The following is a 23,535-nucleotide window of genomic DNA, read 5'->3' as shown; positions in this document are numbered from 1 at the left end:
GACCGCTCTCTCAGTTGGCGGCTGCGACGGCGGTCGCCGGCAAGGTCGTCAGCTTGGGATCGACCTTGATACCCGGTCTCACCCGCATCAGCCCATTGACGACGATGGTCTCGTCACCCTTCAGCCCTTCGCGGATGACGCGGTAGCCGTCCACGCGCGAGCCGACACGCACCGGCTTCAGCGCGATGGTGTTGTCGGCACCGACGACATAGACGACACGCCGATCCTGGTCGGAACCGAGCGCGTCCTCGGGCACCAGTACGCCCTTGTATTTGTCGGAACCGAGAATGCGGATGCGGCCGAACAGGCCGGGCACCAGAGCCAGGTCCTTGTTCTCGAACACGGCGCGGGCCCGCATGGTGCCGCTGGCGGCATCCAGGCGGTTGTCCGTGAAGTCCATATGGCCCTTGTGGATGGGCTCGCGCTCGTTGGAGGTGGCGACCAGGACCTCGTTGAGATTGCCGTCGCTGGAGACGCGCAACGACCCGGTCGAGAGCTTCTGGTAGGCGAGATAGGAGCGCTCGTCGACGTCGAAATAGAAATTGATCGGATCCATCGACACCACATTGGTGAGGACGGTCTCGTTTGCGTTGACGAGATTGCCGAGCGAGACCAGCCGGCGCGACATGCGGCCACCGATCGGTGCCTTGATCTCGGTGAATTGCAGGTCGAGCTTGGCGCGGTTCAAGGTTGCCTGCGCCCGGTTGAGGTCGGCCTTGGCTGTCGCAAGCGTCTGGGTGCGCTCGTCATAGATCTGGCCGGTGATGTTGCCGGACTTGCGCAGATTCTCGGCCCGGCTGACGTCGCCCGCGGCGAAATCCACCCGCGCCTTGGCTGCCTCGACGCCAGCCTGCGCCTCCTCGAGGGCGGCCTGATAGGGGCGCTGGTCGATGGTGAAGAGCGGATCTCCCGCCTTGACGATGGCACCGTCGATGAAATGGATCTTGTCGACATAGCCCGAGACCCGAGCCCGGACGTCCACGCGGTCCACCGCTTCGAAGCGGCCGATGAAATCGTCATATTCGACGACGTCCTTCACCACCGGCTTGGCGACGGAAACCGGGGGTGGCGGTGCATTCTGGGCGATCGCCGCCGTCGAGAGCCCCAAGGCCAGCAGGGTGCCGATGACGGCATCGCGGCCATGCAAACCATCTAGTATCATCTTACCTTCACGCATCGCTGCCCCTTTATGGACCCTGGTGAAAAATCAATAAGTTAGCGAAAATCGGCACCAGGCATACCGACGCGCCCGTCTGCCGGGTCCGTCGACAATCCCGATGCCGGCTCCCTTGTCCGGCAAAACTGAAAATGAAATCCCCGCGGCTCCCCGCCGTCTTGTGGGGTTCCTAGATCTTGGTCTTCCCGCGGCAATTTCAAGGCCACGGGATGAAGAGCGATGCGGAAAAAAATGCGCCCCCGCGCTCCGAAGAGGCGCTCCGCGGCTTGGCATTGAGGCCAGCTTCGAGGATTCCCACCGGCGGGCCGTCCTCGCTGAGAACCGGAATCCTGTTTACGGCGTAAGGCTTTAGCGACGCCAGCCGCGATGTCGGTGGCTGCGATACTCCCAGGCATGCCCGTTCTTGCCATCGGGCGGATCCTGGATTGCTTCGTCGCAGGCACCAAAGAAGCGGTACCAGGGCAGGATGCATTCGAGCCTGGCATTGTCGGCGTAGCGCTCGCCTTGAGGGCGGGAGGCCGCGTGTCCCGTACCTGTCCCAGCATAGAACCCACCCATCACGATCATGCTGGCGAGAATGAGCTTGTTCATGTCTGTGTCCCAGGAATCGCTGCCGCATCTCGTAGCGGCCGGCAAATTCTAGTGAAGCACGCCGGCTGGAGCAAATCCCCGCAGCCCCTGCGCGAAAGCTCGTCCTCCCACAACCGGGCGGAACATGCGCCCATTGGCGACAGGCGTCAATGCGGCTATCGTGCGGGCCTTGATCAATCAGACTGGGACTTTGCCGTGGCCTCCTTCCTTAAATCCCTCTCCTCTCTGTTCGGAGGCAAACGCGAATCGGATGGTGAGCCCGCCCCCAAGGGCGACGGCGAGGAATACAACGGATTCACCGTGCGTCCGGCCCCCTACAAGGAGGGAGGCCAGTATCAAACCTGCGGCTATGTGGAAAAAGAGATCGGTGGCGAACTCAAGAGCCACAAGTTCATTCGGGCCGATCGTTTCGCCAGTTTGGACGATGCCGTGCAGTTTTCCCTGACCAAGGGCAAGCAGCTGATCGACGAGCAGGGCGAGGGTTTATTTCGATAATGTGAAAAAAAGCGCGAGGGGGGCTTGCATCCCCCGCTTCGCTTGGTTATCAGACCGCCCATGGAAGCGCCGGTCGCTTCCCAGCGCGCCCGTAGCTCAGCTGGATAGAGCATCAGACTACGAATCTGAGGGTCAGAGGTTCGAATCCTTTCGGGCGCGCCATTCTCTCCTTTCCTTCACATTGTCAGTTATTTGCGGGCATGAGCTTAAGTGCCATCCCATGCCTGCGAGGAATGACTGATCTGTCCTTCCTTCTCCGGGCATTGGAGGCTTCCTCAAAATCCCGGCATCGCGTAAGAGCGCGGTTCCCTATTCATTGACCGCACCGCATCATGATCCGCCTCGAAAACATCTCCAAGCAGAACGGCAACCAGATTCTCTTCATCGAGGCTTCGGCCACCCTGCAGAAGGGCGAGAAGGTCGGGCTCGTCGGCCCCAACGGCGCCGGCAAGTCCACGTTGTTTCGCATGATCACCGGCGAGGAGGAGACCGATGAAGGCCGCGTCTCGGTCGATCGCGGCGTGACCATCGGCTATTTCGACCAGGATGTCGGTGAGATGGCCGGCCACAGCGCGGTCGCCGAGGTGATGAACGGCGCAGGGCCGGTCAGCGAAGTCGCGGCCGAGTTGAAGGAACTCGAAGCAGCGATGGCCGATCCGGACCAGGCCGACAACATGGACGCGATCATCGAGCGCTATGGCGAGGTGCAAGGGCGCTTCGAGGAACTGGGTGGCTATGCGCTCGAAGGGCGTGCCCGCGAGGTGCTGGCCGGTCTCAGCTTCAGCGAAGCCATGATGGACGGCGATGTCGGGGCTCTCTCCGGCGGCTGGAAGATGCGTGTGGCGCTGGCCCGCATCCTGTTGATGCGCCCCGACGCCATGCTCCTCGACGAGCCGAGCAACCATCTCGACATCGAGAGCCTGATCTGGCTGGAAGAGTTCCTCAAGGGTTATGAAGGCGCCCTCCTGATGACCTCGCATGATCGCGAGTTCATGAACCGCATCGTCTCCAAGGTGGTGGAAATCGACGGCGGCACGCTGACCAGCTATTCGGGCGATTACGAATTCTACGAGCAGCAGCGCGCCCTCAACGAAAAGCAGCAGCAGGCGCAATTCGAGCGCCAGCAGGCCATGCTCGCCAAGGAGATCAAGTTCATCGAGCGCTTCAAGGCCCGCGCCTCCCATGCAGCGCAGGTGCAGAGCCGGGTGAAGAAGCTGGAGAAGATCGACAAGATCGAGCCGCCGCGCCGCCGCCAGAGCATCGCCTTCGAATTCCAGCCGGCACCACGTTCGGGCGACGACGTCGTCAGCCTGAAGGAGGTGCACAAGGCCTATGGCGATCGCAGCATCTATGATGGCCTCACCTTCCAGGTTCGCCGCAAGGAGCGCTGGTGCGTGATGGGCATCAACGGTGCCGGCAAGTCCACCCTGCTCAAACTCGTCGCCGGCACGACCGACCCCGACAAGGGCACGGTCGTCCAGGGCGGTAGCGTCAAGATGGGCTACTTCGCCCAGCATGCCATGGACCTGCTCGACGGCGATCGCAGCATCTACGAGACACTGGAGGATGCTTTTCCCCAGGCGGGTCAGGGCTCACTGCGGACTCTCGCCGGCTGCTTCGGCTTTTCGGGTGACGACATCGAGAAGAAATGCCGTTTCCTGTCGGGCGGCGAAAAGGCCCGGCTGGTGATGGCCAAGATGCTCTATGATCCGCCGAACTTCCTGGTGCTGGACGAGCCCACCAACCATCTCGATCTTGCCACCAAGGAGATGCTGATCGCGGCCCTGGCGCAATATGAGGGCTCGATGCTGTTCGTCTCGCATGACCGGCGCTTCCTCGCCGCTCTCTCCAACCGGGTGCTGGAGCTGACGCCGGATGGCATCCACCAATATGGCGGCGGCTATACCGAATATGTCGCCCGCACCGGGCATGAGGCGCCGGGGCTTCACAGCTAAGGCTGGGCCTTCCGAATTCCGGCCAAGGGTGTGGGCGGCGCGTCAAGCTGCTAGGCTAGCCAAAGAGGCCGGTGGTCCGGACTGTGCTGCGCCCCTCGCCTTTGAAGGAGTGATACCCGATGATCAATCGCTGGCGACCTATCGTACTAGCCTGCGCCCTGCTCGGCCTGCTGCTTCCCGCGAGCGAAGCATTCGCAAGGCAGCGTACCCTCGCCGGTACGGTCAGCTATCGCGAGCGCATCGCTTTGCCTCCCTCGGCGGTGGTCGAGGTCAAGCTCGTCGACGTCTCCCTGGCGGACGCCCCGGCTCGAACACTGGCGCGGACATCGTTTCGATCCGGCAGGCAGGTGCCTATTCCCTATCGCCTGCGCTATGACGACAGGGTGCTCAAGCCGTCGGGCCGCTATGCCCTGGAGGCGCGCATCAGCGTCAATGGGCGCCTGTGGTTCCTCAACACCACACACCACGCCGTCGCCGCGGGCGAACCCATCAATGGCGACATTCAGGTCGATCGTGTCGGCCACGCGGCTGAAGCGGGTCCTGCAGGTCCCGGCGGACGCTGGCTGGCCGAGGACATCAATGGCCACGGCGTGGTCGACAACGCCCAAAGCGTGCTCGAAATCGCCGCCGACGGCAAAGTCTCCGGCCGCGGCGGCTGCAACGGCATGGGCGGTAGTACCGTGATCAAGGGCTCGCGCATCCGCTTCGGGCAGATCGTCAGCACCCAGATGGCCTGCCCTCCCGCCATCATGGATCAGGAAGGCAAGTTCCTCAAAGCCCTGCAGGCCGCCCGCAGCTGGCGCATCGATGCCGCCCGCAACAAGCTGCTGCTCCTCGATGCCAGGGGCCGCCGGATCCTCCTGCTCTCCCGCATGTAGCCGCCCCGGCTCTTACGACCCGACGCGCTCGACAAGCCGCTCCATCAGCGCCTGCAGGAGCGGCTCCTCCGCCCGGTCGACGGGGCAGAGGATATAGTAGGCCGCCGCGGCGTTGATCGAGGTGGCGAAGGGCTGGATCAACCGGCCCTCGCGCAGCAAATTGCGCGTGAGCACGTCCGAGACCAGCGCCAGCCCCTGCCCCTGCACGGCGGAGGCAATCGCCTGCGCCACCGAAGCCACGCGCACGCTGGCGCTGCCTTGCAGATTGACCCGCGCCGCCACGCCCCAACGCGCCCATTCCTCGCCGCGATCCTCGTGCAGCAGCGTGATACCGTTGAGCTTGCGCTCGCGGTGCTGCAGGTCAAGCCTCGGAAACAGGGTCGGGGCGCATACTGTCCGCAGCCGCACCTCGCTGAGCAGGCGCCAATACCGTCCTGGAAAAGGTGGATTATCATAAACGATGGCGACATCGCTGGCCTGCCAATCCACCTCGGCGGCGGTTATCGCCTCGTTGATGGCCAGGTTGGCGATGTTGCGGTTTTCCGCAAACTCCACCGCCACCGCACTCAGCCAGGCGACCCCGAGCGCAGTCGGCAGGGACAGTGCCAGGCTCTGCTGTGGGGTCGCTGCGCCCCGGCTGCGGCAGTCGCGCGCCGCCCCATCGAGCTGGCCAAGGCTGACGGCGACTGCCTGGGCAAAATCGCGGCCAGCCGGCGTCAGCGCAATGTTGCGCCCTGCCCTTTCGAACAGGACGATCCCCGTCGCTTCGCCGAGCTTCTTGAGTTGCAGCGAGACCGCGCTCGGGCTGAGATTGAGCTCCTCCGCCGCCCGGCGAAGGCTGGCCAGCCGGGCCGTCGCCTCGAAGGCCGGAAGATATTGCAGATAGATCAGGGGCCGGGCCACGGTGCCTCGCAGGATAATTGATGAATTTAATAGAACAATTTTGGTTAAAATAAATCGTTTTTTGAGAACGATTTCGGGTGCTATCCAGGAAGGCGAAAGGGAGCACCCCGATGATCAAGGCAACACCATTCGATTATCCCTATGATGGCCGGCTCGATCCGCGCAGCACGGCGCTTGTTGTCATCGACCTGCAGGAGGACTTCCTTTCGCCGACCGGCTATTTTGCCAGGCAGGGTTATGATCCCAGCCCGCTTCGAGCCATCCTGCCGACGGTCAACCGGCTGATCGACGCCGCCCGCGCCGCCGGCATCCGTATCATCCATACCCGCCAGGGCTATCGCGGCGACATGGCGGACATGACCCCTTACGAAAAATGGCGACGCAGCCGCGCCGGCCTCGACGGCACGCAGGTTCTGCTGCGCTCGGGCCCGGGCTTCGAGATCGTCTCCGACATCGAGGTGCGCCCCGAGGACATCATCGTCGACAAGACTTGCAACGGCGCCTTCACCTATACTGATTTCGAGCACGTGCTGCGGGCCCAGCGCATCACTCATCTGCTCTTTTCGGGCTGCACCACCGATGTGTGCGTTCACACCACCTTGCGCGAGGCCTGCGACCGCAACTTCCAGTGCCTGACCATCTCCGATGCCTGCGCCAGCGGCGACCAGCGCGCCCATGAGGCGGCGCTGCACATGGTGACGGTGGAGAACGGCATCTTCGGCGCCCTGACGGATTCGGCCGCGGTGCTGGCCGGCCTCGCCAAGCTGCCGAGGGCCGGCGCGTGATGCCGGATCGCGGCGCACCCCAGCGCTACATTTCCCTGATGCGCCTGACAGCCAAGGGGCTGGCCGAGCTTGCCGACAGCGCCGGGCGGCGGCAGCTCAGCGAGGAGCGTGTCGCCGCGCTCGGCGGCCGTTCCATCGCCTTCTACGCCGTGCTCGGCGCCTACGACTTCGTCCAGGTCTTCGAGATGCCGAGCGTTGAGGCGATGATGCAATATGTGCTCACCGCGCGTCGCGACGGGCATGTCGATCCGCTCATTCTCCCGGCCTTCGACATACAAGCCTATGGCGGGATCATCGGACGCATCCAGGCAACGGACACCCTGGGAACCTGAAGCGCTTTGCGGCGTGACGGAGCCGCCAAGAATCACAAAGACACGTCGAAACATGAGTCGGAGCGTGCCAGCGTTCAGCCATGAACACGCCTTGCTCCAGGGGAACCAGTCATGACAGCAAAATTCGTGACCATGGTCGCGCTGGCGACGCTCGCCAGTACTGCGGCACTCGCAGAGCAGCCGAGCTTCGTTTCGGACGGATCGCTCAATATTTGCACTACCGCAGCGTTTCCACCCTTGACCTACAAGCGCTCGCCCGGTGACCTGACGCCTGTCGGCATCGACGTCGAGATCGCCGAGGCATTGGCCAAGGCTTGGGGCGCCAGCACGACCTACACCGTCACCGACTTTTCGGGCCTCCTGCCGACGCTCGGCTCGGGACGCTGCGGCCTGATCATCAGCGGCATCTATGTCAATGACGAGCGCCGCAAGACCTATGACGGCGTGCGTTACATGAAATCGGCCACCGTGCTGGTGACCAAGGCCGGAAACGGCGCCATCGGCAAGCCGGACGATCTCAGCGGCCTCAATGTCGCGCTGGAGGCTGGCACCTATTACAAGGAAGAGCGCCTGGATCCCCTCAACAAGACGCTCGAAGCCGCCGGCAAGGCCCCAGTCACTATCCACAATTACCCGACCCAGCAGGCCGCCTACCAGCAGGTGATGGTGGGTCGGGTCGATGCGACGCTGACCGAGGAGGCCGAGGGCGCGTTCCGGGTCGCCGACGCCAGGGACACGCTCCAGATCGCCTATACATGGCAGTCGGACTTCACCTACGGCATCTATATGCGTCGCAAGGATGGCGACCAGGCAGTGGTGCGCAAGGCCCTGAGAAAACTGCGGGATGACGGTTTCTTTGCCGGCCTCGCCCAGAGATACGGCCTCAAGTCTGCTGTCTTCGACGTCGACTACGACAAGTAGCCGAGAGCAGTGGCATCGACATGTCCTTCGATCCGGCTCTCCTCCTGACGGCACTGACCACCCCGGCCATGCTGCAGGGCGCGGCCATCGCCCTGGTCCTGTCCGTCATCGTCTTCGCCGTCTCGTTCTTCGTCTGCCTGCCGCTGGCGCTGTGCCTGAATTCACGCAAGGCGATACGCAATGGCTCGGCGCAGTTCTATGTCTGGGTGTTCCGCGCCGCCCCGCTCATCCTGGTGCTGCTCTTGGTGTGGAACGGCTCGCCGCAGTTGATGCCCTTTCTGCTCAAGGCCGGCTGGTTCACGCCCTTCGTGGCGGCCGCAATCTCCTTCACTCTGGTCACTGCCGCCTATATGGCGGAGATCATGAAGGGAGCTCTGCGCTCGATCGGTGCGGGACAGGGCGAAGCGGCGACGGCTCTCGGCCTCACGCGACTGCAAGCCTTCCGCTTGGTGATCCTGCCGCAAGCCCTGCGTGTCTCGCTGCCCGCTTTGGTCAACGAGTTCATCAACCTCCTGAAGGTGACCTCGCTCGCCTATGTCATTTCGCTGCGCGAGATCATGGCGGTGGTGAACGATGCTATCGCCGCCTCCTTCCGCTTCGTCGAATGGTATTGCGCCGCCTTGATCTATTATCTCGCCATCGTCTCGCTGTTCATGCTGGCGCAATCGATCATCGCGCGCCGCCTGCAGTGAAGCCTCAAGGCTTGACGAAGAGAATGGTGGTCAGCCCGCTCTGCCATTCCTCGTCAGGATAGCGTCCGGCCTCGCGATAGCCGCGCGAGTGGTAGAAGGCCTGGCTTGCCTGGTTGAAGGTATCGGTTTCGAGGCGCACCTGTGCAAAGCCGGCCGCCGCGATCGCGGCCTCCGCTCCATCCATCAGCCGCTGTCCGAGTCCCTTACGAGCGTGACGGGAATGAACATGCAGGGCGTCGATGAAATCGCCTTCCCAGCGTATGAAGCCCACCACCTCGCCGTCGATCTCGGCAACCAGGCACTCCAGCCCATGCTCGTCGATGAAGCGGTCGGCGACACCGGAGGTCAGATAGCGCTCGACGGCAGCCGGCGTGATGTTGGGCCGCCAGGTGCTGTCGAATGTATCCCGGAGGATTGCCTTCAACGCCGGCTTGTCCGCCTCGCCGCCCTGCCTGATCACAACGACATCCATTGCCATCCGTCCCGATTGCATGCCTGCCCGATGCGGGCTCTTGCGCTTCACGCTGCCTTACCCCGATTCTCTGCGGCTCCCACGCCCGAAGCGCGGAGAGGTAACCGGCCCACATTCTCGCCACGTCATCGTGGAAGGAAGTGCCGGCCGATGCCGAACAGGCGCTGGGATGACGACCGCCCTTTCTGGAGGAAATGCCGATGAAACTGACGGTCCAGCCTTTCCTGATGTTCCAGGGACAAGGCCAGGCGGATGCCGCCATGAACCTCTATGTTTCCCTGTTTCCCGACGGCGAGATCCTCGACGTCGAGCGTTACGGCGCTGGTGAGATGGGGTTGCCGGGCTCCATCAAGAAGGCACGCTTCAGCATCGCCGGCCAGAGCGTGATGTGCATCGACAGCCCCGTGCAGCACAATTTCACCTTCACGCCGTCCTTTTCGTTCTTCATCGACTGCGAAACGAGTGAGGACCTCGATCGCCTCTTCGCGGCCCTCTCCCAGGACGGCACCGTCTTCATGGCTCTCGACGACTATGGATTCAGCCGCCGGTTCGGCTGGGTCGCCGACCGTTTCGGCGTCTCCTGGCAGATCAACCTGCCGTTCGAGGCTCCCGCCTGAGCCGCATCATTCTCCAGCCTCCTGCATCAGCCGGATCGGCCCGCTGCCCGCATCGGCGAGCCGATCGTCGGTGTTGAGCAGGGTGCAGCGCTCCATCGACAGGCAGCCGCAGCCGATGCAACCGGTCAGCTCGTTGCGCAGGTTCTGCATCAGGGCGATGCGGTGGTCGAGCTCGTCGGCCCAGTGCGTGGCGAGCCTTTCCCAATCGCCGCGGGAGGGCGGACGATTGTCGGGAAGCTCGGCGAGGCGCGCCCGGATCTCCGCCAGCGAGAAGCCGAGCTCCTGCGCCACCTTGATCAGGGCGACGCGGCGCAGCACAGCCCGGTCGTAACGCCGTTGATTGCCCTGGCTGCGCCGGCTGCGGATCAGCCCCTTGCGCTCGTAGAAATGCAGCGCCGTCACCGACACGCCGCTGCGATGAGCAAGGTCGCCGACGCTCAGTTCAGCCATGGATCGTCTCCCAAAAAACCGCTTGACCTTAACTTAAGTAGAGGTTGTAGGCCAGACGAAGTCGCGATGCTGAAGTGACATCGGACCTTGTTCGAGATGGATGTTGCGAGTTGGAGCCGAGGATGGACACGCAGGTCGGGACGGGAACCCAAGCCCATTGGCGCGAGATCGCGGTCGGCCGTTATGCCGGCGCGACAGCCACGCTCTGCCTTGGCGTTGCCCTGTTCGCCTTCAACAGCTTCCTGGTCTCGACCGCCCTACCCTCGGCGATCGACGAGCTTGGCGGTGCCTCGCTGATCGCCTGGTCTGTCAGCCTCTATCTGATCTTTGCCATTCTCGGCGGCTCGATTGCGGCGCTGGCCAAGGGTCGCCATGGCGCACGGGCGGCACTGATCGGGGCAGCTCTGCTGTTCACGGCCGGCACCCTGCTTGCGGGCTTTGCTCCCGCCATGGCCGTGCTGCTGGTGGGACGCGCCCTGCAGGGCTTCGGCGAAGGCCTGATCGCCGCGGTCTGCTATGCCCTGATCCCGGAAATCTTTCCCTCGCGCCTGGTACCCAGAGTGTTCGGCGCCGAGGCTATGGTCTGGGCAGCGGCGGCCTTCGGCGGCCCGGCCATCGCCGGCATCATCAGCGAGACCGTGTCCTGGCGGGCCGCCTTCCTGGTCAATGTACCGCTCTCGCTGATCTTCATCGTCCTGGTCCTCAAAGTAGTGCCGCATGGAGCCCGACAGGAGGCGGCAGCGCTTCCCCTCGTCCAGCTCGGTGCGATCGGAGCTGGCATGGCCGCGGTGATGATCGCGGACGTGGCCGGCGGCACCGGCGCCGCCATGCTGCTGCTGGTGCTGGCCGCACTTTTCTATGTCGGTGCCGTCTACAGCGACCGGCGTTCGCCGGCGCGGCTCTTCCCCAAGGACGCCTTTCGGCTCGACAAGCCCATCGGCCTCGGCCTGTGGATCGTCTTCCTGATGCCGATGGCCCATTCGGCGGCCTCGGTCTATCTCGTCTACCTGATCCAGCATCTCTGGGGCTACGGTGCCACGCTGGCGGGCGCGCTCAACGCGGTAATGGCCGTGTTCTGGAGCCTGGTCGCCATCGCGGTGGCGAGCGTGGGCTCGCATCAGATCCGCCGCCGGCTGATCTGTCTGGGCCCACTGTTCCTGGTGCTGGGCCTCATCGCCATCATTGTCGGGCTCTGGCTCACCGACATCGTACTGCTCGTCGGCGGCCAGGTCCTGATCGGGGCGGGTTTCGGCGCGAGCTGGGGCTATCTCAGCCAGGGGCTGATGGAGGCTTCACCGGCGGAGGAGCGCAACCGCACCTCGGCCCTGCTGCCCACCCTGCAATCGGCCGCCTATGCCATCGGGGCCGCGGTGCTCGGCTTCGTGGCCAACGCAAACGGCGCAGGTTCCGCCACCACGGGTCCGCAATTGCAAGAGGCTATGCTGGCCGTGTTCGTGCTCGCCATTCTGATCGCCCTGCCGGGTGTCTTCGCGGCACTGAAACTGGCGCCGCATTTGTTCAGGGAAGCGGAAAAGGTGCAAGAATGCCCTGCGTAAGACCATCTATGCTACGGCAACCGACAACTTGCGGCTCCGCAGCGCCAATCCGCGCGAACAAACAGATCCGCATCATTCGCCCAAATGGTAACTTGTCCTTCCCACATGGGAACCTTCATACAAAGGTCCCATGATTCGCCCGCTTCGCCCGTTCCTGTGCCTAGTGCTCGCATTGCTTTTCGCAGTGACGACCGTGGGCTGGGCGATGGCGAGCACGCGCATGGCCGGCGACCAGGCCATGAGCCACCATGCCGCCGGCAAGGAGGCCGAGACGCCGCATCATGGCGATGAAGCCGCCATGGAAGGAATGTCCTGTCATCCGCCGGCGCCATGCGGCAATGAAAATAGTGCCGGAGAAGCCGCCTCTACCTGCTGCGCCTTCGCCTGCCACGTTGCGGTGGAGACCGATGCTCCCCTCCTGAATGCGCGCACCTTTACCATCGCCATCAAGCGCTCCATCAGGGAACAGGACTCGCCGATGTCGATGCTGTCGCTGCTCGACAGACCGCCGAGACAAGCCGAAGCGTCCGTCGGCTGATTCCGCCCGTTCCATCCTCCGGTCGATGCCCCTGCATTGCCGGAACCTGCGCGGGCTCGGCCGACCGGTCGCGATGCACGGCGCCTGACGCCCTGCATTCCGCCTTGTCCCCAGAACCGGCGTGCCGGCCGCTGCCTTGACGGCAGCCCGGACGCCGCTGTCCGAGAAATTCCATGAAAATCGCCGTCCCGACGGTTCTCGCCGTCGTCCTGTCTGCTTGTGCGCCGCCGCCCAGGCTCGCCGTCGGCCCTGATCCCGCCAATCCCGCCTCACCGGTCCCGCGCCTGCGATACACGCCCGTCACCGCGGGGACCGTGGATTTCCGCCCAGTCGATCCCAAACCCTGGGTGGAGCGGAACGACAGCGTCGCTCCCCGACGGAAGGAGCCATGATGTCCCGGTTTCCATCCCACTCCATCGCGCGGCCGAAGAGGCTGGCGATGCTGACTTCTCTCGCCTTCACTCTGGCAGGCTGCGCCAGCTTCACGCCCGACGGCGGCATGGCACCCGTCAAGGGGAGAGTCGCTGCGGAACTCGGCAAGGACACGGTCAAGATCACCTCGCCGGCCGAGGCAGCCCAGGCCAAGGCCCGTGTCGCTGTCCTGCTCGCCAAGCCGCTGACCGCCGACAGCGCAGTGCAGATCGCCCTTCTCAACAATCGTGGTCTGCAGGCCGAGTACAACACGCTCGGAATCTCCGAGGCCGCCTATGTCGCGGCGAGCCTGCCGCCGAGCCCGACCTTCCAGCTCGAACGCGTGGTAGCCGGCGGCGAACTCGACATCGAACGCCGCCTGGTGGCAAACCTTCTGGCCTTGCTCACCCTGCCCGCTCGCCGCGACATCGCCAGGACCCAGTTCGAGGCGGCGCGCTACCGGGCCATCGAGGCGACCTTCCGCCTCGCCGCCGATACGCGGCGGACCTACTACCGCGCGGTCGCGGCCCGACAGACCGTCGGCCTCTTGCAGAAGGCAAGGCTCTCGGCCGAAGCCGCCGGTGATCTCTCGCGCAAGCTCGGCGAGACCGGCGCCGCCACCAAGCTCGACCAGGCGCGCTCGGCCTCCTTCTATGCCGAGGTCGCCAACCGCCTCGCCGAGGCAAGGCTCCAGGCCGGCACCGAGCGCGAAGCCCTGATTCGCCAGCTCGGCCTGTGGGGCAACGAGACCGACACCAAACTGCCCAGCACCCTGCCGAATACACCTGGGAAGCTGCCGCCTTCGACAGAGATCGAGGCGCAGGCCATCCGCAAACGTGTCGACCTGATCGCCGCCCGGCTCGACCTCGACGCCATGGCCGCCGAGCTCGGCCTGACGCAAGTGAGCCGCTATGTCTCCCTCCTCGACCTCACGGGCCTGGCCAACTACGCCCGCGCCAGCGAGGACGGCGTGAAGAAGCGCGACTATCCCCGCGGCTTCGAGCTCGAAGTGCAGATCCCGCTGTTCGATCTCGGCGAGACCGGCGTGCGGCGTGCACGCGAGACCTACATGCAGGCGGTGAACCGCCTGGTGGAAAAGGCCGTCACCGTGCGCTCGGAAACGCGCGCGGCCTATCTCACCTATCGCGGCCGGCACGACATCTGGCGCCAGTACCGTGCCCGCATCCTGCCGCTGCGCAAGACCATCAACGAGCAGGCGGTGCTCGAATATAGCGGCATGCTGATCGACGTCTTCGACCTGCTCACCACCACGCGCGAAAGCCTCGACGTCAGCGTCGCCGCCATCGGGGCCCAGCGCGACTTCCTCATCGCCGGCGTGGATTTCCAGGCTGCCCTCATCGGCGGCGGCTCGGCCTCATCGTCGGGCGGGGAAACCGCCATGGCCGCCGCACCTGCCGCCGGCGCGGCGCATTGATCACGGGAGATGACATCATGACAGTATCCCGCCGTTCCCTCCTCGGCGCCGCAGCCTTGATCAGCGCTGGCGCCATCTCCGGCCGTGCCCAGGCGGCCGCCATCCCCGAAGCGCCCAGCATGAAGGAGGCCGGCATGCAGCCCCCGCTCGTACCGACCAGTGGGGTCGACTACAATCCCGTGGTCACGCTCAATGGCTGGACGCTGCCCTGGCGCATGAATGGCGACTGGAAGGAATTCCATCTCGTCGCCGAGCCGGTGGTGCGCGAGATCGCCCCCGGCATGGTCGCCCATCTGTGGGGCTATAACGGCCAATCCCCCGGCCCGACCATCGAGGCGGTCGAGGGCGACAAGGTGCGCATCTTCGTCACCAACAAGCTGCCCGAGCACACCACCATCCATTGGCACGGCCAGTTGCTGCCCAACGGCATGGATGGCGTCGGCGGCCTGACCCAGCCGCACATCAAGCCCGGCAAGACCTTCGTCTACGAGTTCCAGCTGCGCAAGAGCGGCACCTTCATGTACCACCCGCATGCCGACGAGATGGTGCAGATGGCGATGGGCATGATGGGTTTCTTCGTCGTGCACCCGCGCGACCCGGCCTTCCGCCGCGTCGACCGCGACTTCGTCTTCCTCATCAACGCCTACGACATCGAGCCGGGGTCCTATGTGCCCAAGGTGGCGGAGATGACGGACTTCAATCTGTGGACCTGGAACAGCCGGGCCTTTCCGGGCATCGATTCCCTCGTCTGCGGCAAGGGCGACAAGGTCAGGGTGCGCTTCGGCAACCTCACCATGACCAACCATCCCATCCACATGCATGGCTACGACTTCAAGGTCTCCTGCACGGATGGCGGCTGGGTGCCGGAAGCGGCGGCCTGGCCGGAGGTGACCATCGACTGCGCCGTCGGGCAGATGCGCGCCTTCGACTTCACCGCCGATGCCGAGGGCGACTGGGCCATCCATTGCCACAAGTCGCACCACACCATGAATGCCATGGGCCACGACGTCCGCAACTATATCGGCGTCGACAAGAAGGCCGTCGCGGCCAAGATCCGCAAGCTCGTGCCCGACTACATGCCGATGGGATCCGCCGGCATGGCCGACATGGGCGAGATGGAAATGCCGTTGCCCGACAACACCCTGCCGATGATGACGGGCTTCGCCCAGTTCGGCGCGGTGGAGATGGGCGGCATGTTCTCGGCGGTCAAGGTCCGCCAGGGCCTGGCCTCCGGAGACTACAAGGATCCGGGCTGGTTCAAGCACCCGGAAGGCACGGTCTCCTATGAATGGACCGGAGCGTCGAAGAACGCCTTCCACGCGCCCTCCCTTCCCGCGAGCCGCAGCAGCACGGCCGAAGTCCGGGTGGTCAAGCCCGGTCGGCGTTCGACCCACGATCAGCACTGACCCTCAATGAAAGGAGCATGGATGTTTTCGAAAATCCTGTTTGCGACCGTTGCCCTGGCCCTGGTGCCCGGCCCGGCTTTGGCCGATGCCGGCCATGGCGGCGCGCGCGCCTATGGCGAGCCCGGCGATGCCAAGAAGCCGGCCCGCACCATCGCCATCACCATGCGTGAGAGCGACGGCAAGATGATGTTCATCCCCAGCAAGATCGAAGTGCGCCAGGGCGAGCAGATCAAATTCGTCCTGCGCAACAATGGCGAGATCGACCATGAGATCGTGCTGGCCACCCTGGCCGAAAACCTCAAGCACGGCGCGGAAATGCAGAAAAACCCGGACATGGAGCATGACGATCCCAATGCCCGGCGCCTCAGCCCCAAGAAAACCGGCGAAATGGTCTGGAAGTTCACCAAGGTCGGCGAGTTCGACTTTTCCTGCCTGATCCCAGGCCACCGCGAAGCCGGCATGACCGGCACCATCGTCGTCACCACCAAGACAGGAGCTCTCTAATGCGCAAACTCTTTTTCGCCCTCACCCTTTCGACCTTTGCCACCGCCGCTCTGGCGCAAACCGCCCCGGTCAGCGGCGAAGTCACCAAGATCAACGAGGCCCAGGGCAAGATCACCCTCAAACATGGCCCGATCAAGAATCTCGACATGGACGGCATGACCATGGTCTTCGCCGTGGCCGATCCGGCCATGCTCGAGACGGTCAAGGCTGGCGACAAGGTCTCCTTCGAGGCCGACCGCGTCAACGGGCGCCTGACGGTGACCAAGATCGAGAAGGCGAAATAGCGCTGGATACGACCTGCCCCCTTCCCCGGAAGGGGGCCATCGAAACCACGACAGGTTCCCGGAATGCACAGAGTTCTCTTGATAGCCGGAATTCTGGCTGGCCTCGTTTCGACCGAGGCTGATGCCGGCGATGGCGCGCTTGCAGGCATATTGGCGCGCAATGACTGCCTCGGAGCGAAGATCACTTCGATCTATCGCTCAGACTCCACATCGGTATTCCAGGCCAATTGCGGCGGCACCTCCCACCGCATCCTCGCCGTGGAATGCGGCACCGCGAGGTGCCGCATTCTGCATCGCAGCGACGAATATGGCGAGGCCGAATAGCCCCGCCCTTCGCCCGTCAGCCTTCCATCAGGATCTGCAGCTTCACGTCCGTGGGCAGGGCCTTGGCGGCCCGCTCGAAGGCCGCGATGGATTCCTCGAAGGCATAGGTGCCGGTGATCAGCGGCTTGAGATCGACCTTGCCCGAGCCGATCAGCGCCAGAGCGCGGTCATAGATGTTGGCATAGCGGAACACAGTCTCGATGCGCACTTCCTTGGCGATGGCGCCGGGGACGTCGAAAGTGACCGGCTCCACCGGCAGGCCGACAAGCACAAGCGCGCCGCCGGGCCGCACCAGGTCGAAGATGCCATTATAGGCCTTGGCGCTGCCGCTCGCCTCGAACACCACGTCGGCGCCCCAGCTGTCGGTCTCCCGCGCAATGGCGGTGGCGAAGGTTTCCTTGGTGAGGTCGACGGGGACGATGCCGTCATAGCGGCCGGCAATCTCAAGCTTTTCCTTGCTGAAATCAGAGATCAGCACCTTGCTGCAGCCGCCGGCCAGGGCGGCGAGCGCAACCATGATGCCGATCGGGCCGGCGCCGATCACCGCCCCGACGTCGCCGGGCGCGATGCCGGCGCGGGCCGCCGCCTGCATGCCGACCGCAAAAGGCTCGACCATCGCCCCCTCGGCGAAGGAGACGTTATCGGGCAGCTTGTAGGTGAAGGCGGCCGGATGCACCGTGAAGGGCGTGAGCACGCCATGCACCGGCGGCGTCGCCCAGAAGACCACGGAGGGATCGACATTGTAGATGCCGAGCTTGGAAGCCCGCGAGCTGAGATCGGGAATGCCCGGCTCCATGCAAACGCGGTCGCCGGCCTTGAGGTTCGTCACCTTCGAGCCGACCTCCACCACGGTGCCGGCCGCTTCATGGCCCAGCACCATCGGCGCGTTGACGATGAAATTGCCGATGCGGCCATGGGTGTAATAATGCACGTCGCTGCCGCAGACGCCGACGGTATGCAGCGCGATCTTCACATCGGTTGGGCCGACTTCGAGCGGGAGATCGATCTCGCGCAGCGACAATTCGTGCTGGCGTTCAAGGACAAGGGCGCGCATGGATTTCCTCCGGTTTCGGGCTGACGTCGCCGAAGAGCCGGCGCGTATTCATCCGACATTATCGCCAGTTTGTTGCGGCAATCAACCAAGTCCGGCGACCAGCGACGGCAAGCCGCCGGACATATTACCAGCTATCGGCGCCGACCGGTGGCATCGATGGCAAACCGGCCTTCACGCCGCATCGAGCTTATGGATCAGGTTCATGATGCCTTCGCTCATGGCGCCGTAGTCGCGGCTGTTGTGCAGGTCTCCCGCCACCCGGTAGCCGTTCATCACCACGATGCGGTCGGCCAGGGCGATCATCTCCGGCATGTCGGAGGTGATCAGCAGGATCGAGGTACCGGCATCCGACAGTTCGCGAATCAATTCATGCAGATAGGCCTTGGTCTTGATGTCGATTCCAACCGAGGGTTCGTCGATGATCAGGAGCCGCACCCCCGCAGCCAGCCACTTGGCCACGCTGATCTTCTGCTGGTTGCCGCCGGACAGATTGCCGACGATCTGGCCCAGCGAAGGCGTGCGCACCTCCAGCTTGCGGATATAGGGCTCGGTGGCCTTGCGCACGGTGCGATCCGTGAGCATGCCGCCGAAACCGGCGAGCTTGCGCCAGATCGCAATGCCGGCGTTGTCCAGTACCGAATGCAGGAGGATGAGCCCCTCCTGCTTGCGATCCTCGCTGACATAGCCGAGCCGGTGGGTGTGGATCGCCTCGCCCACACTGGTGATCGTCACCTCCTTGCCGTCGAGCCTGATGGTGCCCGACGTCGCCGGCTGCAGCCCCATGATCGACTTGGCGAGTTCGGTGCGCCCTGCCCCGACCAAACCATAGAGCCCGACGATCTCGCCGCGGCGCACGGTGAGATCGATGTCGCGATGGCCGAAGGGCGTGGCCACCTTTTCGAGCTGCAGCACGGGCGGTGCCCCGGCATGGTCGCGCGGCTTCCAGTCCGGGATCTGCTCGCTGCGTCCGATCATCAGGCGCACGAGGTCCTGGCGGCCGAGCCCCTCCATCGAGCGGCTGTCGCAGGCATTGCGGCCGTCGCGGAGCACCGTGACCTGGTCGCAGATCTCCTGCACCTCCTCCAGCTTGTGGCTGACGAAGAGCATGCTGACGCCCTCGTCCCTGAGCTTCTTGAGCAAGGCGAACAGGGCGACGGTCTCGTGCGGCGTCAGGGAGGCGGTCGGCTCGTCGAGCAGCAGCACGCGCGAACGTAGCGACAGAGCCTTGGCGATCTCGACGAGCTGCATCTTGGCGACGCTGAGCTGCGAGACCGGGGTGGCCGGGTCAAGCTCGAGCCCGAGCACGTCGAGCCAGCGCCGCGCCTCGGTATTCACCGCGGCATAGTCGATCGGCTTGAACAGGCTGGCGCTCAGGCGCTCCAGCATGATGTTCTCGCCCACGGAAAAGCGCGGGATGAGGTTGCGTTCCTGATGCACGACGCCGATGCCCCTGGCGATGGCGTCGCGGGTCGAGGCGAAATAGGCGGGTTGTCCATCCACCACCAGTTCGCCCTCGTCTGGCCTGAGCACGCCGGTGATCAGCTTGATCAGCGTGGATTTGCCGGCGCCGTTCTCGCCCAGCAGCGCATGGATCGACCCCGGGCGCAGCGAGATCGAAACGCCCTCCAGGGCCTTCACCCCGGGGAAGAACTTGCTGACGCCGCGCGCCTGGAAGACCGGTGCCGAAGTCTCTGCCGCCATGTTCAGATCCTCTTCAGGCCGCTGTTGACGCGGATCTCGCGCCATCGGTTCATGCCGACAGCCCACAGAATCAGGGCACCGAGAACGACCTGCACCAGGAAGGGGTCGATATGGAAGAGCACGAGCGCCTGGGTGATGATGGCGACGATGATCACGCCGAGCAGCGTGGCGAAGCTGGAGACGTGACCGCCGGCGAGCACGGCACCGCCGATCACCGGCGCGGCGAAGGAGAGGATCAGCCAGTCGTCACCGATGGTCGGCTGGCCGATCTCCAGCCGCGCCACCAGCGCGATGCCGGCCAGGGCCGCCAGCAGGCCCGAAATGGCGTGGGCCGATATCACGGTCCGAGACACCGAAATGCCCGACAGTTCGGCCGAATGGGCATTGCCGCCCACGGCCAGGATGAAGCGCCCGAGCGGCAGGCGGTTGAGCAGGTACCACATCGCCGCGAACACGATGGCTGCGGGGATCACCAGCCAAGGCAGCGGCCCCAGGACGGTGGTGTTGCCGAAATCCTTGACGCTCTGCGGCACGCCATAGAAGGGCTGCGCCTTGGTGATGGCGAGGTTGATGCCCTTGAACACCGACAGGGTGGCCAGGGTGATCACGAAGGCCGAGATGCCGGTGCCGGCGATGAAGGCCCCGTTGACGATGCCGGCCAGCAGGCCGATTCCCGCCGCCAGCAGGGCGGCCAGCGGCGCAGGCAAACCCCAGACCTGCATCATGCCGGCAAAGGAGATCGCGGCGAGCCCCCCGATAGCCCCGACCGCCAGGTTCATCTGCCCGATAGCGATGATGATCATCTGCGAAAAGGCGATCAGCATGTTCACGGTGATGGCGAGCAGCAGCACCTGGATGTTGAGTGGCGACAGGAAGGACGGATTGAAGCTGCCAATGAGGGCGATGGCCACCACTGCGATGGCCAGGGGGCCGAACCAGTCTGTCTGCATGAAACGGGGCATCACACCATCCTCCGATGGGCGAGATAGGAACGGCGCGCCTTGTCGATCAGCACGGCAGTGAGCAGCAGGCAGCCGAGGCACGCCTGCACCCAGAACTCACCGATCTGTAAGAGCAGCAGGCCGTTGGTGAGCATCGTCACCAGGATGGCACCGAGCACCGTGCCGCTCACCGAGACCCGCCCGCCGCTGAGCAGCGTGCCGCCGAGCACCGGGCCGAGAAAGGCGGGCAGCAGCCAGTCCTGCCCCAACTGTCCAGCCATCGAGGGAATGGCGGCCCCGGTACGCGCCACAACGAGCATGGCCGTGATGGCGGCGAGCGCGCCCGACAGCATGTGGCAGAGGATGAAGATGCGTCCGACTCGCACGCCGGAAAGTTCGGCAGCCTCGGGCCGGGCGCCGGCCGCCAGCATCTCGCGGCCGAGAACGGTGAAGCGGTAGAGCAAGCCGAGCGCCACGGCCACGACAAGGGCGACGACGAGAAGCGGCGAGACCAGGCCGAACAAACGCAGCCGCCCGAAATTGGAGAAGTCCGCCGGTATGCCGCGGAAGGATTGCGCCTTGGTCAGATAGATCATCATTCCGAAGAAGATGCTCATGCTGGCCAGAGTGATGATGAAGCTGTGCAGGCCGGAACGCACCACCACGAAGCCGTTGATCCAGCCGAGCGCCGCCGCCAGGGCGATGGCGCCGAGGGCGGCAACCGGCCAGGGCAGGCCCACCAGTTCCACCAGAGCGCCGAAAGCCATGGCCGCGCAGACGCCGATGGCACCGACCGCCAGGTTCAGTCCGCCGGTGACGATCACCACCATCATGGACAGGCCGACCATGATATTGACGGCGGCGACGCGCCCCAGCGTGAACTGGTTGAAGGGCGAAAAGAAGCCCTTGGTGGCGAGGCCGAACAGGCCGGCGAAGACCACGATCAGGACCAGCAGGCCGAATTCGTTGGTCAGGTAGAAGCGCACCGTGCCGCTTTGCATCGGCTTGCCGGTCGCCGGGGCGAGCGTTGCGGTTGGGGATTCGTCACCGGCCATCGGCGGATCTCGGCTCCGTAGGAATACAGGTCGGAACGGGCCGAGACATCCTTCCCACCACATGGGACGGGATCCGAGCCTCGGCCCTTACCGCTTACTTGCAGGTCAGATAGGTCTTCTCGAAGCTCGCCAGCAGCGTCTTGGTGATGCCCTGCATGGCCGAGATGTAATTGTCGACGCCTGAGGCATCGACGAAGACCGTGCCCGAATCGATGAAGTGGCTGGTCAGCGCATTGGACTTCCAGGGCGCATCGGCCTTCACGGTGCAGCCATTGCGCAGCTTGTCGGCGGCGAAGGAACCGATATAGCCCTGGCCATAGGGGTTCTGCAGCATGGTGCCGCTGACGAAACCGTCCTTGATCGCCTTGAGCACCACCTCGTCATGGTCGATGCCGACCATCTTGATGCGCTTGTCACCGATCTTGCGCAAGGCGTTGGAGGCGACCACCGCCGGCACCCAGGCCGTGGTGACGATACCGTCGATCTCGCCGGCATGGGCGGCGAGATAGGCATTGATCTTCTCTTCCGCCGGCTCCGGCGCGTCGATGTCGGCGATGACCTGCACCACCTGCCCGCCTTCTTCCTCGGCGGCCTTCTTCACCGCGTCGATGCGGAGCTGCGTGTTCGGGTCGACCAGGAAGCCGGTGAAATGAGCGATGCGCTTCTTGCCGCCCATCGCCTTGAACAATTCCTTGGTGCCGAGATAGGCCGAATTGCCGGTATCGGTGCCGAGGCAGAAGGCCGCCTTGGAGGGATCCTTCAGACAGCCGGCCAGCGCCATCACCGGCGCGCCGGTATCGGCCAGTTCATTGGCGGTGGCCACCGAGCCGACCGGATCGCCCGGGAAGATCAGGAAGGCATTGTAGCCCTGCGTGACCAGGCTCTCGAGCAGTTCGTTCTGCTGGCTGAGCTCCCATTTCTGCGGAACCTTGTAGTCGGCTGCGCCAAGGCCGAAATCCTTGGCCGCATCCTTGCCGGCCTGGTCCCAGGCGGCGAAATAGGGATGCGGACCGCCAGGCACCAGCGCCACCTTGGTATCGTCGGCGGCCAGGGCCGGCAGGGTACTGGCAAACAGGGCAGCCACAGCCGCGCAAGCAAAGAGCTGACGTCGAACGAACATGAAATTCCCTCCCTCTGGGCATGACGTGCCGCGGGCGCTCCTCACATCGTTCGGCCCCGCTTGACAGAGATGGATACTAGGATCCAAGCTCGACATATGCAACAGTGTTCGCGAGATGATGGTCGCGAACGTCACCTTTCCTGCATGCCATTCCGATTCAGGATGAAGCGCCATATCATTGCGATCATTACGGTTTTAAAGGAGCCGGCCGATGTCTGCCTTGCCCAATAAACAGCCCGGGCCGGACGATGACGGGCTGGGCTTTGCCGTCGACATCAATCGCAAGCACCCGGTGGGCGATCAGATCTACGAGGCCCTGAAGCAGGCCATCATCACAGTGAGGCTGATGCCCGGCACCTCGATCAGTGAGAATCGCATCTGCCGCCATTTCGGCGTCTCGCGCACGCCAGTGCGTTCGGCGGTGGTACGGTTGAGCGAGGACGGCCTGATCGACGTCTATCCCCAGCAGGGCAGCTTCGTCTCTCCCATTCGCCTGGCCGAAGTGCGCGACAGCCATTTCATCCGCAAGCATCTGGAGCTGGCCCTGCTGCGCGAGGCGGCGGCCCGCTGGACATCGGCCAAGAGCGCCGAGGCCCGCGCCATCGTGGAAACGCAGCGCCAGGCCATGCTCGCCGATGACAAGGATCGCTTCTTCGAGCAGGACGAGCGCTTCCACTATGCCTTTGCCGGTTTTGCCGAGCGCGAAGGCGTCTGGCCGACCATCCTGCAGGTCCGTGCCCGCCTCGCCCGCTTCGTGCGGCTGTTCGGCACGCCATCCCGTCTGCCCCTGGTGCTGGAGGAGCACCTGGCCGTCCTCGATGCCCTCGACGATGGCAAGACGAACGAGGCCGCCGATCGGCTGGAACGGCATCTCGACATGATCTTCACCATGCTTGCCCAGTTGCCGGACGAGTACGGACCCTATGTTACGGAGTAGC

General features: G+C 64.4%; 27 protein-coding genes and 1 tRNA gene. 18 read left to right on the top strand and 10 right to left on the bottom strand.

The annotated features are described in order from the left end of the window. Nucleotides 1-10: 10 nt before the first annotated feature. A complete protein-coding gene (locus ACTJKX_RS04105; RefSeq protein WP_440724453.1) occupies nt 11-1,177 on the bottom strand; it encodes an efflux RND transporter periplasmic adaptor subunit in 1,167 nt (388 codons plus the stop codon). A 348-nt stretch (nt 1,178-1,525) separates the two neighbouring features. After that, nucleotides 1,526-1,768 (bottom strand): hypothetical protein, encoded by a 243-nt coding sequence (locus ACTJKX_RS04100; protein WP_440724452.1) that lies wholly within the window; start codon nt 1,766-1,768, stop codon nt 1,526-1,528. Nucleotides 1,769-1,819: 51 nt separating this feature from the next. Between ACTJKX_RS04100 and ACTJKX_RS04095 the strand changes: the two genes are divergently transcribed. The 4 genes from ACTJKX_RS04095 (at nt 1,820) to ACTJKX_RS04080 (ending at nt 5,096) form a co-directional block, all read left to right on the top strand. Beyond that, nucleotides 1,820-2,263 carry an HlyU family transcriptional regulator gene (locus tag ACTJKX_RS04095; RefSeq protein ID WP_311933059.1) on the top strand — a complete coding sequence of 148 codons (444 nt, stop codon included), beginning with the start codon at nt 1,820-1,822 and terminating at the stop codon, nt 2,261-2,263. A gap of 85 nt (nt 2,264-2,348) precedes the next feature. Next, nucleotides 2,349-2,425 (top strand) — tRNA-Arg (locus ACTJKX_RS04090). 170 nt (nt 2,426-2,595) lie between these two features. Beyond that, on the top strand, nt 2,596-4,218 hold the full coding sequence (locus ACTJKX_RS04085) for an ABC-F family ATP-binding cassette domain-containing protein (RefSeq protein ID WP_394309782.1): 1,623 nt from the start codon (nt 2,596-2,598) through the stop codon (nt 4,216-4,218). A 119-nt stretch (nt 4,219-4,337) separates the two neighbouring features. Next, a complete protein-coding gene (locus ACTJKX_RS04080) occupies nt 4,338-5,096 on the top strand; it encodes a YbaY family lipoprotein (protein WP_440724451.1) in 759 nt (252 codons plus the stop codon). A gap of 12 nt (nt 5,097-5,108) precedes the next feature. Here the strand turns inward: ACTJKX_RS04080 and ACTJKX_RS04075 are convergent, their stop codons facing one another. Next, entirely contained in the window at nt 5,109-5,999 is an 891-nt protein-coding gene (locus ACTJKX_RS04075) for a LysR family transcriptional regulator (RefSeq protein WP_440724450.1), read from the bottom strand. A 110-nt stretch (nt 6,000-6,109) separates the two neighbouring features. On the opposite strand from ACTJKX_RS04075, the gene ACTJKX_RS04070 reads away from it, so the two are divergent. From ACTJKX_RS04070 to ACTJKX_RS04055, 4 genes are all read left to right on the top strand, one after another. Then, nucleotides 6,110-6,784, top strand: coding sequence for a cysteine hydrolase family protein (locus tag ACTJKX_RS04070; RefSeq protein WP_440724449.1), 675 nt, complete (start codon nt 6,110-6,112; stop codon nt 6,782-6,784). After that, nucleotides 6,784-7,116: a GYD domain-containing protein gene (locus ACTJKX_RS04065; RefSeq protein WP_440724509.1), complete on the top strand. Its 333-nt coding sequence runs from the start codon at nt 6,784-6,786 to the stop codon at nt 7,114-7,116. The genes ACTJKX_RS04070 and ACTJKX_RS04065 overlap by 1 nt, the downstream gene beginning before the upstream one ends. A 111-nt stretch (nt 7,117-7,227) precedes the next feature. Then, complete coding sequence (locus tag ACTJKX_RS04060) at nt 7,228-8,037, top strand: transporter substrate-binding domain-containing protein (RefSeq protein ID WP_440724448.1); 810 nt, start codon at nt 7,228-7,230, stop codon at nt 8,035-8,037. Nucleotides 8,038-8,057: 20 nt separating this feature from the next. Further along, nucleotides 8,058-8,729, top strand: a complete 672-nt coding sequence (locus ACTJKX_RS04055; protein WP_149254617.1) for an amino acid ABC transporter permease — start codon at nt 8,058-8,060, stop codon at nt 8,727-8,729. Nucleotides 8,730-8,733: 4 nt separating this feature from the next. On the opposite strand, the gene ACTJKX_RS04050 is transcribed toward ACTJKX_RS04055, so the two are convergent. Beyond that, nucleotides 8,734-9,201, bottom strand: a complete 468-nt coding sequence (locus ACTJKX_RS04050) for an N-acetyltransferase family protein (RefSeq protein WP_440724447.1) — start codon at nt 9,199-9,201, stop codon at nt 8,734-8,736. A gap of 200 nt (nt 9,202-9,401) precedes the next feature. On the opposite strand from ACTJKX_RS04050, the gene ACTJKX_RS04045 reads away from it, so the two are divergent. Beyond that, the gene (locus tag ACTJKX_RS04045; RefSeq protein WP_149254616.1) at nt 9,402-9,818 is read left to right on the top strand and encodes a VOC family protein; all 417 of its coding nucleotides are present in this window, start codon (nt 9,402-9,404) and stop codon (nt 9,816-9,818) included. A 6-nt stretch (nt 9,819-9,824) separates the two neighbouring features. Here the strand turns inward: ACTJKX_RS04045 and soxR are convergent, their stop codons facing one another. Next, a complete protein-coding gene (soxR, locus tag ACTJKX_RS04040) occupies nt 9,825-10,268 on the bottom strand; it encodes a redox-sensitive transcriptional activator SoxR (protein WP_440724446.1) in 444 nt (147 codons plus the stop codon). A 122-nt stretch (nt 10,269-10,390) separates the two neighbouring features. Here soxR and ACTJKX_RS04035 point away from each other — a divergent pair, with 122 nt between their 5' ends. From ACTJKX_RS04035 to ACTJKX_RS04000, 8 genes are all read left to right on the top strand, one after another. Then, nucleotides 10,391-11,824, top strand: a complete 1,434-nt coding sequence (locus ACTJKX_RS04035) for an MFS transporter (RefSeq protein WP_440724445.1) — start codon at nt 10,391-10,393, stop codon at nt 11,822-11,824. Nucleotides 11,825-11,954: 130 nt separating this feature from the next. Continuing rightward, complete coding sequence (locus ACTJKX_RS04030; protein WP_149254613.1) at nt 11,955-12,362, top strand: hypothetical protein; 408 nt, start codon at nt 11,955-11,957, stop codon at nt 12,360-12,362. Between the two features lie 173 nt (nt 12,363-12,535). After that, the gene (locus ACTJKX_RS04025; RefSeq protein ID WP_367625683.1) at nt 12,536-12,754 is read left to right on the top strand and encodes a hypothetical protein; all 219 of its coding nucleotides are present in this window, start codon (nt 12,536-12,538) and stop codon (nt 12,752-12,754) included. 47 nt (nt 12,755-12,801) lie between these two features. Then, nucleotides 12,802-14,208, top strand: a complete 1,407-nt coding sequence (locus tag ACTJKX_RS04020) for a TolC family protein (RefSeq protein ID WP_440724444.1) — start codon at nt 12,802-12,804, stop codon at nt 14,206-14,208. A 17-nt stretch (nt 14,209-14,225) separates the two neighbouring features. Further along, nucleotides 14,226-15,614 carry a multicopper oxidase family protein gene (locus ACTJKX_RS04015; protein WP_440724443.1) on the top strand — a complete coding sequence of 463 codons (1,389 nt, stop codon included), beginning with the start codon at nt 14,226-14,228 and terminating at the stop codon, nt 15,612-15,614. Between the two features lie 21 nt (nt 15,615-15,635). After that, on the top strand, nt 15,636-16,118 hold the full coding sequence (locus tag ACTJKX_RS04010) for a cupredoxin domain-containing protein (protein WP_440724442.1): 483 nt from the start codon (nt 15,636-15,638) through the stop codon (nt 16,116-16,118). Then, entirely contained in the window at nt 16,118-16,402 is a 285-nt protein-coding gene (locus ACTJKX_RS04005) for a copper-binding protein (RefSeq protein WP_440724441.1), read from the top strand. The genes ACTJKX_RS04010 and ACTJKX_RS04005 overlap by 1 nt, the downstream gene beginning before the upstream one ends. A 63-nt stretch (nt 16,403-16,465) precedes the next feature. Beyond that, nucleotides 16,466-16,726 carry a hypothetical protein gene (locus ACTJKX_RS04000; RefSeq protein WP_394309804.1) on the top strand — a complete coding sequence of 87 codons (261 nt, stop codon included), beginning with the start codon at nt 16,466-16,468 and terminating at the stop codon, nt 16,724-16,726. A gap of 16 nt (nt 16,727-16,742) precedes the next feature. On the opposite strand, the gene ACTJKX_RS03995 is transcribed toward ACTJKX_RS04000, so the two are convergent. The 5 genes from ACTJKX_RS03995 to ACTJKX_RS03975 all read right to left on the bottom strand — a co-directional run bounded on the left by ACTJKX_RS03995 (nt 16,743) and on the right by ACTJKX_RS03975 (nt 22,597). Next, nucleotides 16,743-17,780, bottom strand: coding sequence for an NAD(P)-dependent alcohol dehydrogenase (locus ACTJKX_RS03995; RefSeq protein WP_440724440.1), 1,038 nt, complete (start codon nt 17,778-17,780; stop codon nt 16,743-16,745). 171 nt (nt 17,781-17,951) lie between these two features. Then, on the bottom strand, nt 17,952-19,481 hold the full coding sequence (locus tag ACTJKX_RS03990) for a sugar ABC transporter ATP-binding protein (RefSeq protein ID WP_440724439.1): 1,530 nt from the start codon (nt 19,479-19,481) through the stop codon (nt 17,952-17,954). A gap of 2 nt (nt 19,482-19,483) precedes the next feature. Continuing rightward, entirely contained in the window at nt 19,484-20,443 is a 960-nt protein-coding gene (locus ACTJKX_RS03985) for an ABC transporter permease (protein WP_440724438.1), read from the bottom strand. Continuing rightward, on the bottom strand, nt 20,443-21,477 hold the full coding sequence (locus tag ACTJKX_RS03980) for an ABC transporter permease (RefSeq protein ID WP_440724437.1): 1,035 nt from the start codon (nt 21,475-21,477) through the stop codon (nt 20,443-20,445). The genes ACTJKX_RS03985 and ACTJKX_RS03980 overlap by 1 nt, the downstream gene beginning before the upstream one ends. 94 nt (nt 21,478-21,571) lie before the next feature. Next, nucleotides 21,572-22,597 carry a sugar ABC transporter substrate-binding protein gene (locus tag ACTJKX_RS03975; protein WP_311933092.1) on the bottom strand — a complete coding sequence of 342 codons (1,026 nt, stop codon included), beginning with the start codon at nt 22,595-22,597 and terminating at the stop codon, nt 21,572-21,574. Nucleotides 22,598-22,808: 211 nt separating this feature from the next. Here ACTJKX_RS03975 and ACTJKX_RS03970 point away from each other — a divergent pair, with 211 nt between their 5' ends. Next, nucleotides 22,809-23,534 (top strand): GntR family transcriptional regulator, encoded by a 726-nt coding sequence (locus ACTJKX_RS03970; protein WP_440724436.1) that lies wholly within the window; start codon nt 22,809-22,811, stop codon nt 23,532-23,534. The last annotated feature ends 1 nt before the right edge of the window (nt 23,535 follow it).

Source organism: Labrys sp. 22185, assembly GCF_052045555.1.
Lineage (GTDB): Bacteria > Pseudomonadota > Alphaproteobacteria > Rhizobiales > Labraceae > Labrys > Labrys neptuniae.
Note: the sequence above shows the minus strand (reverse complement) of the source record. Positions and strands in the feature narration are given on the sequence as shown.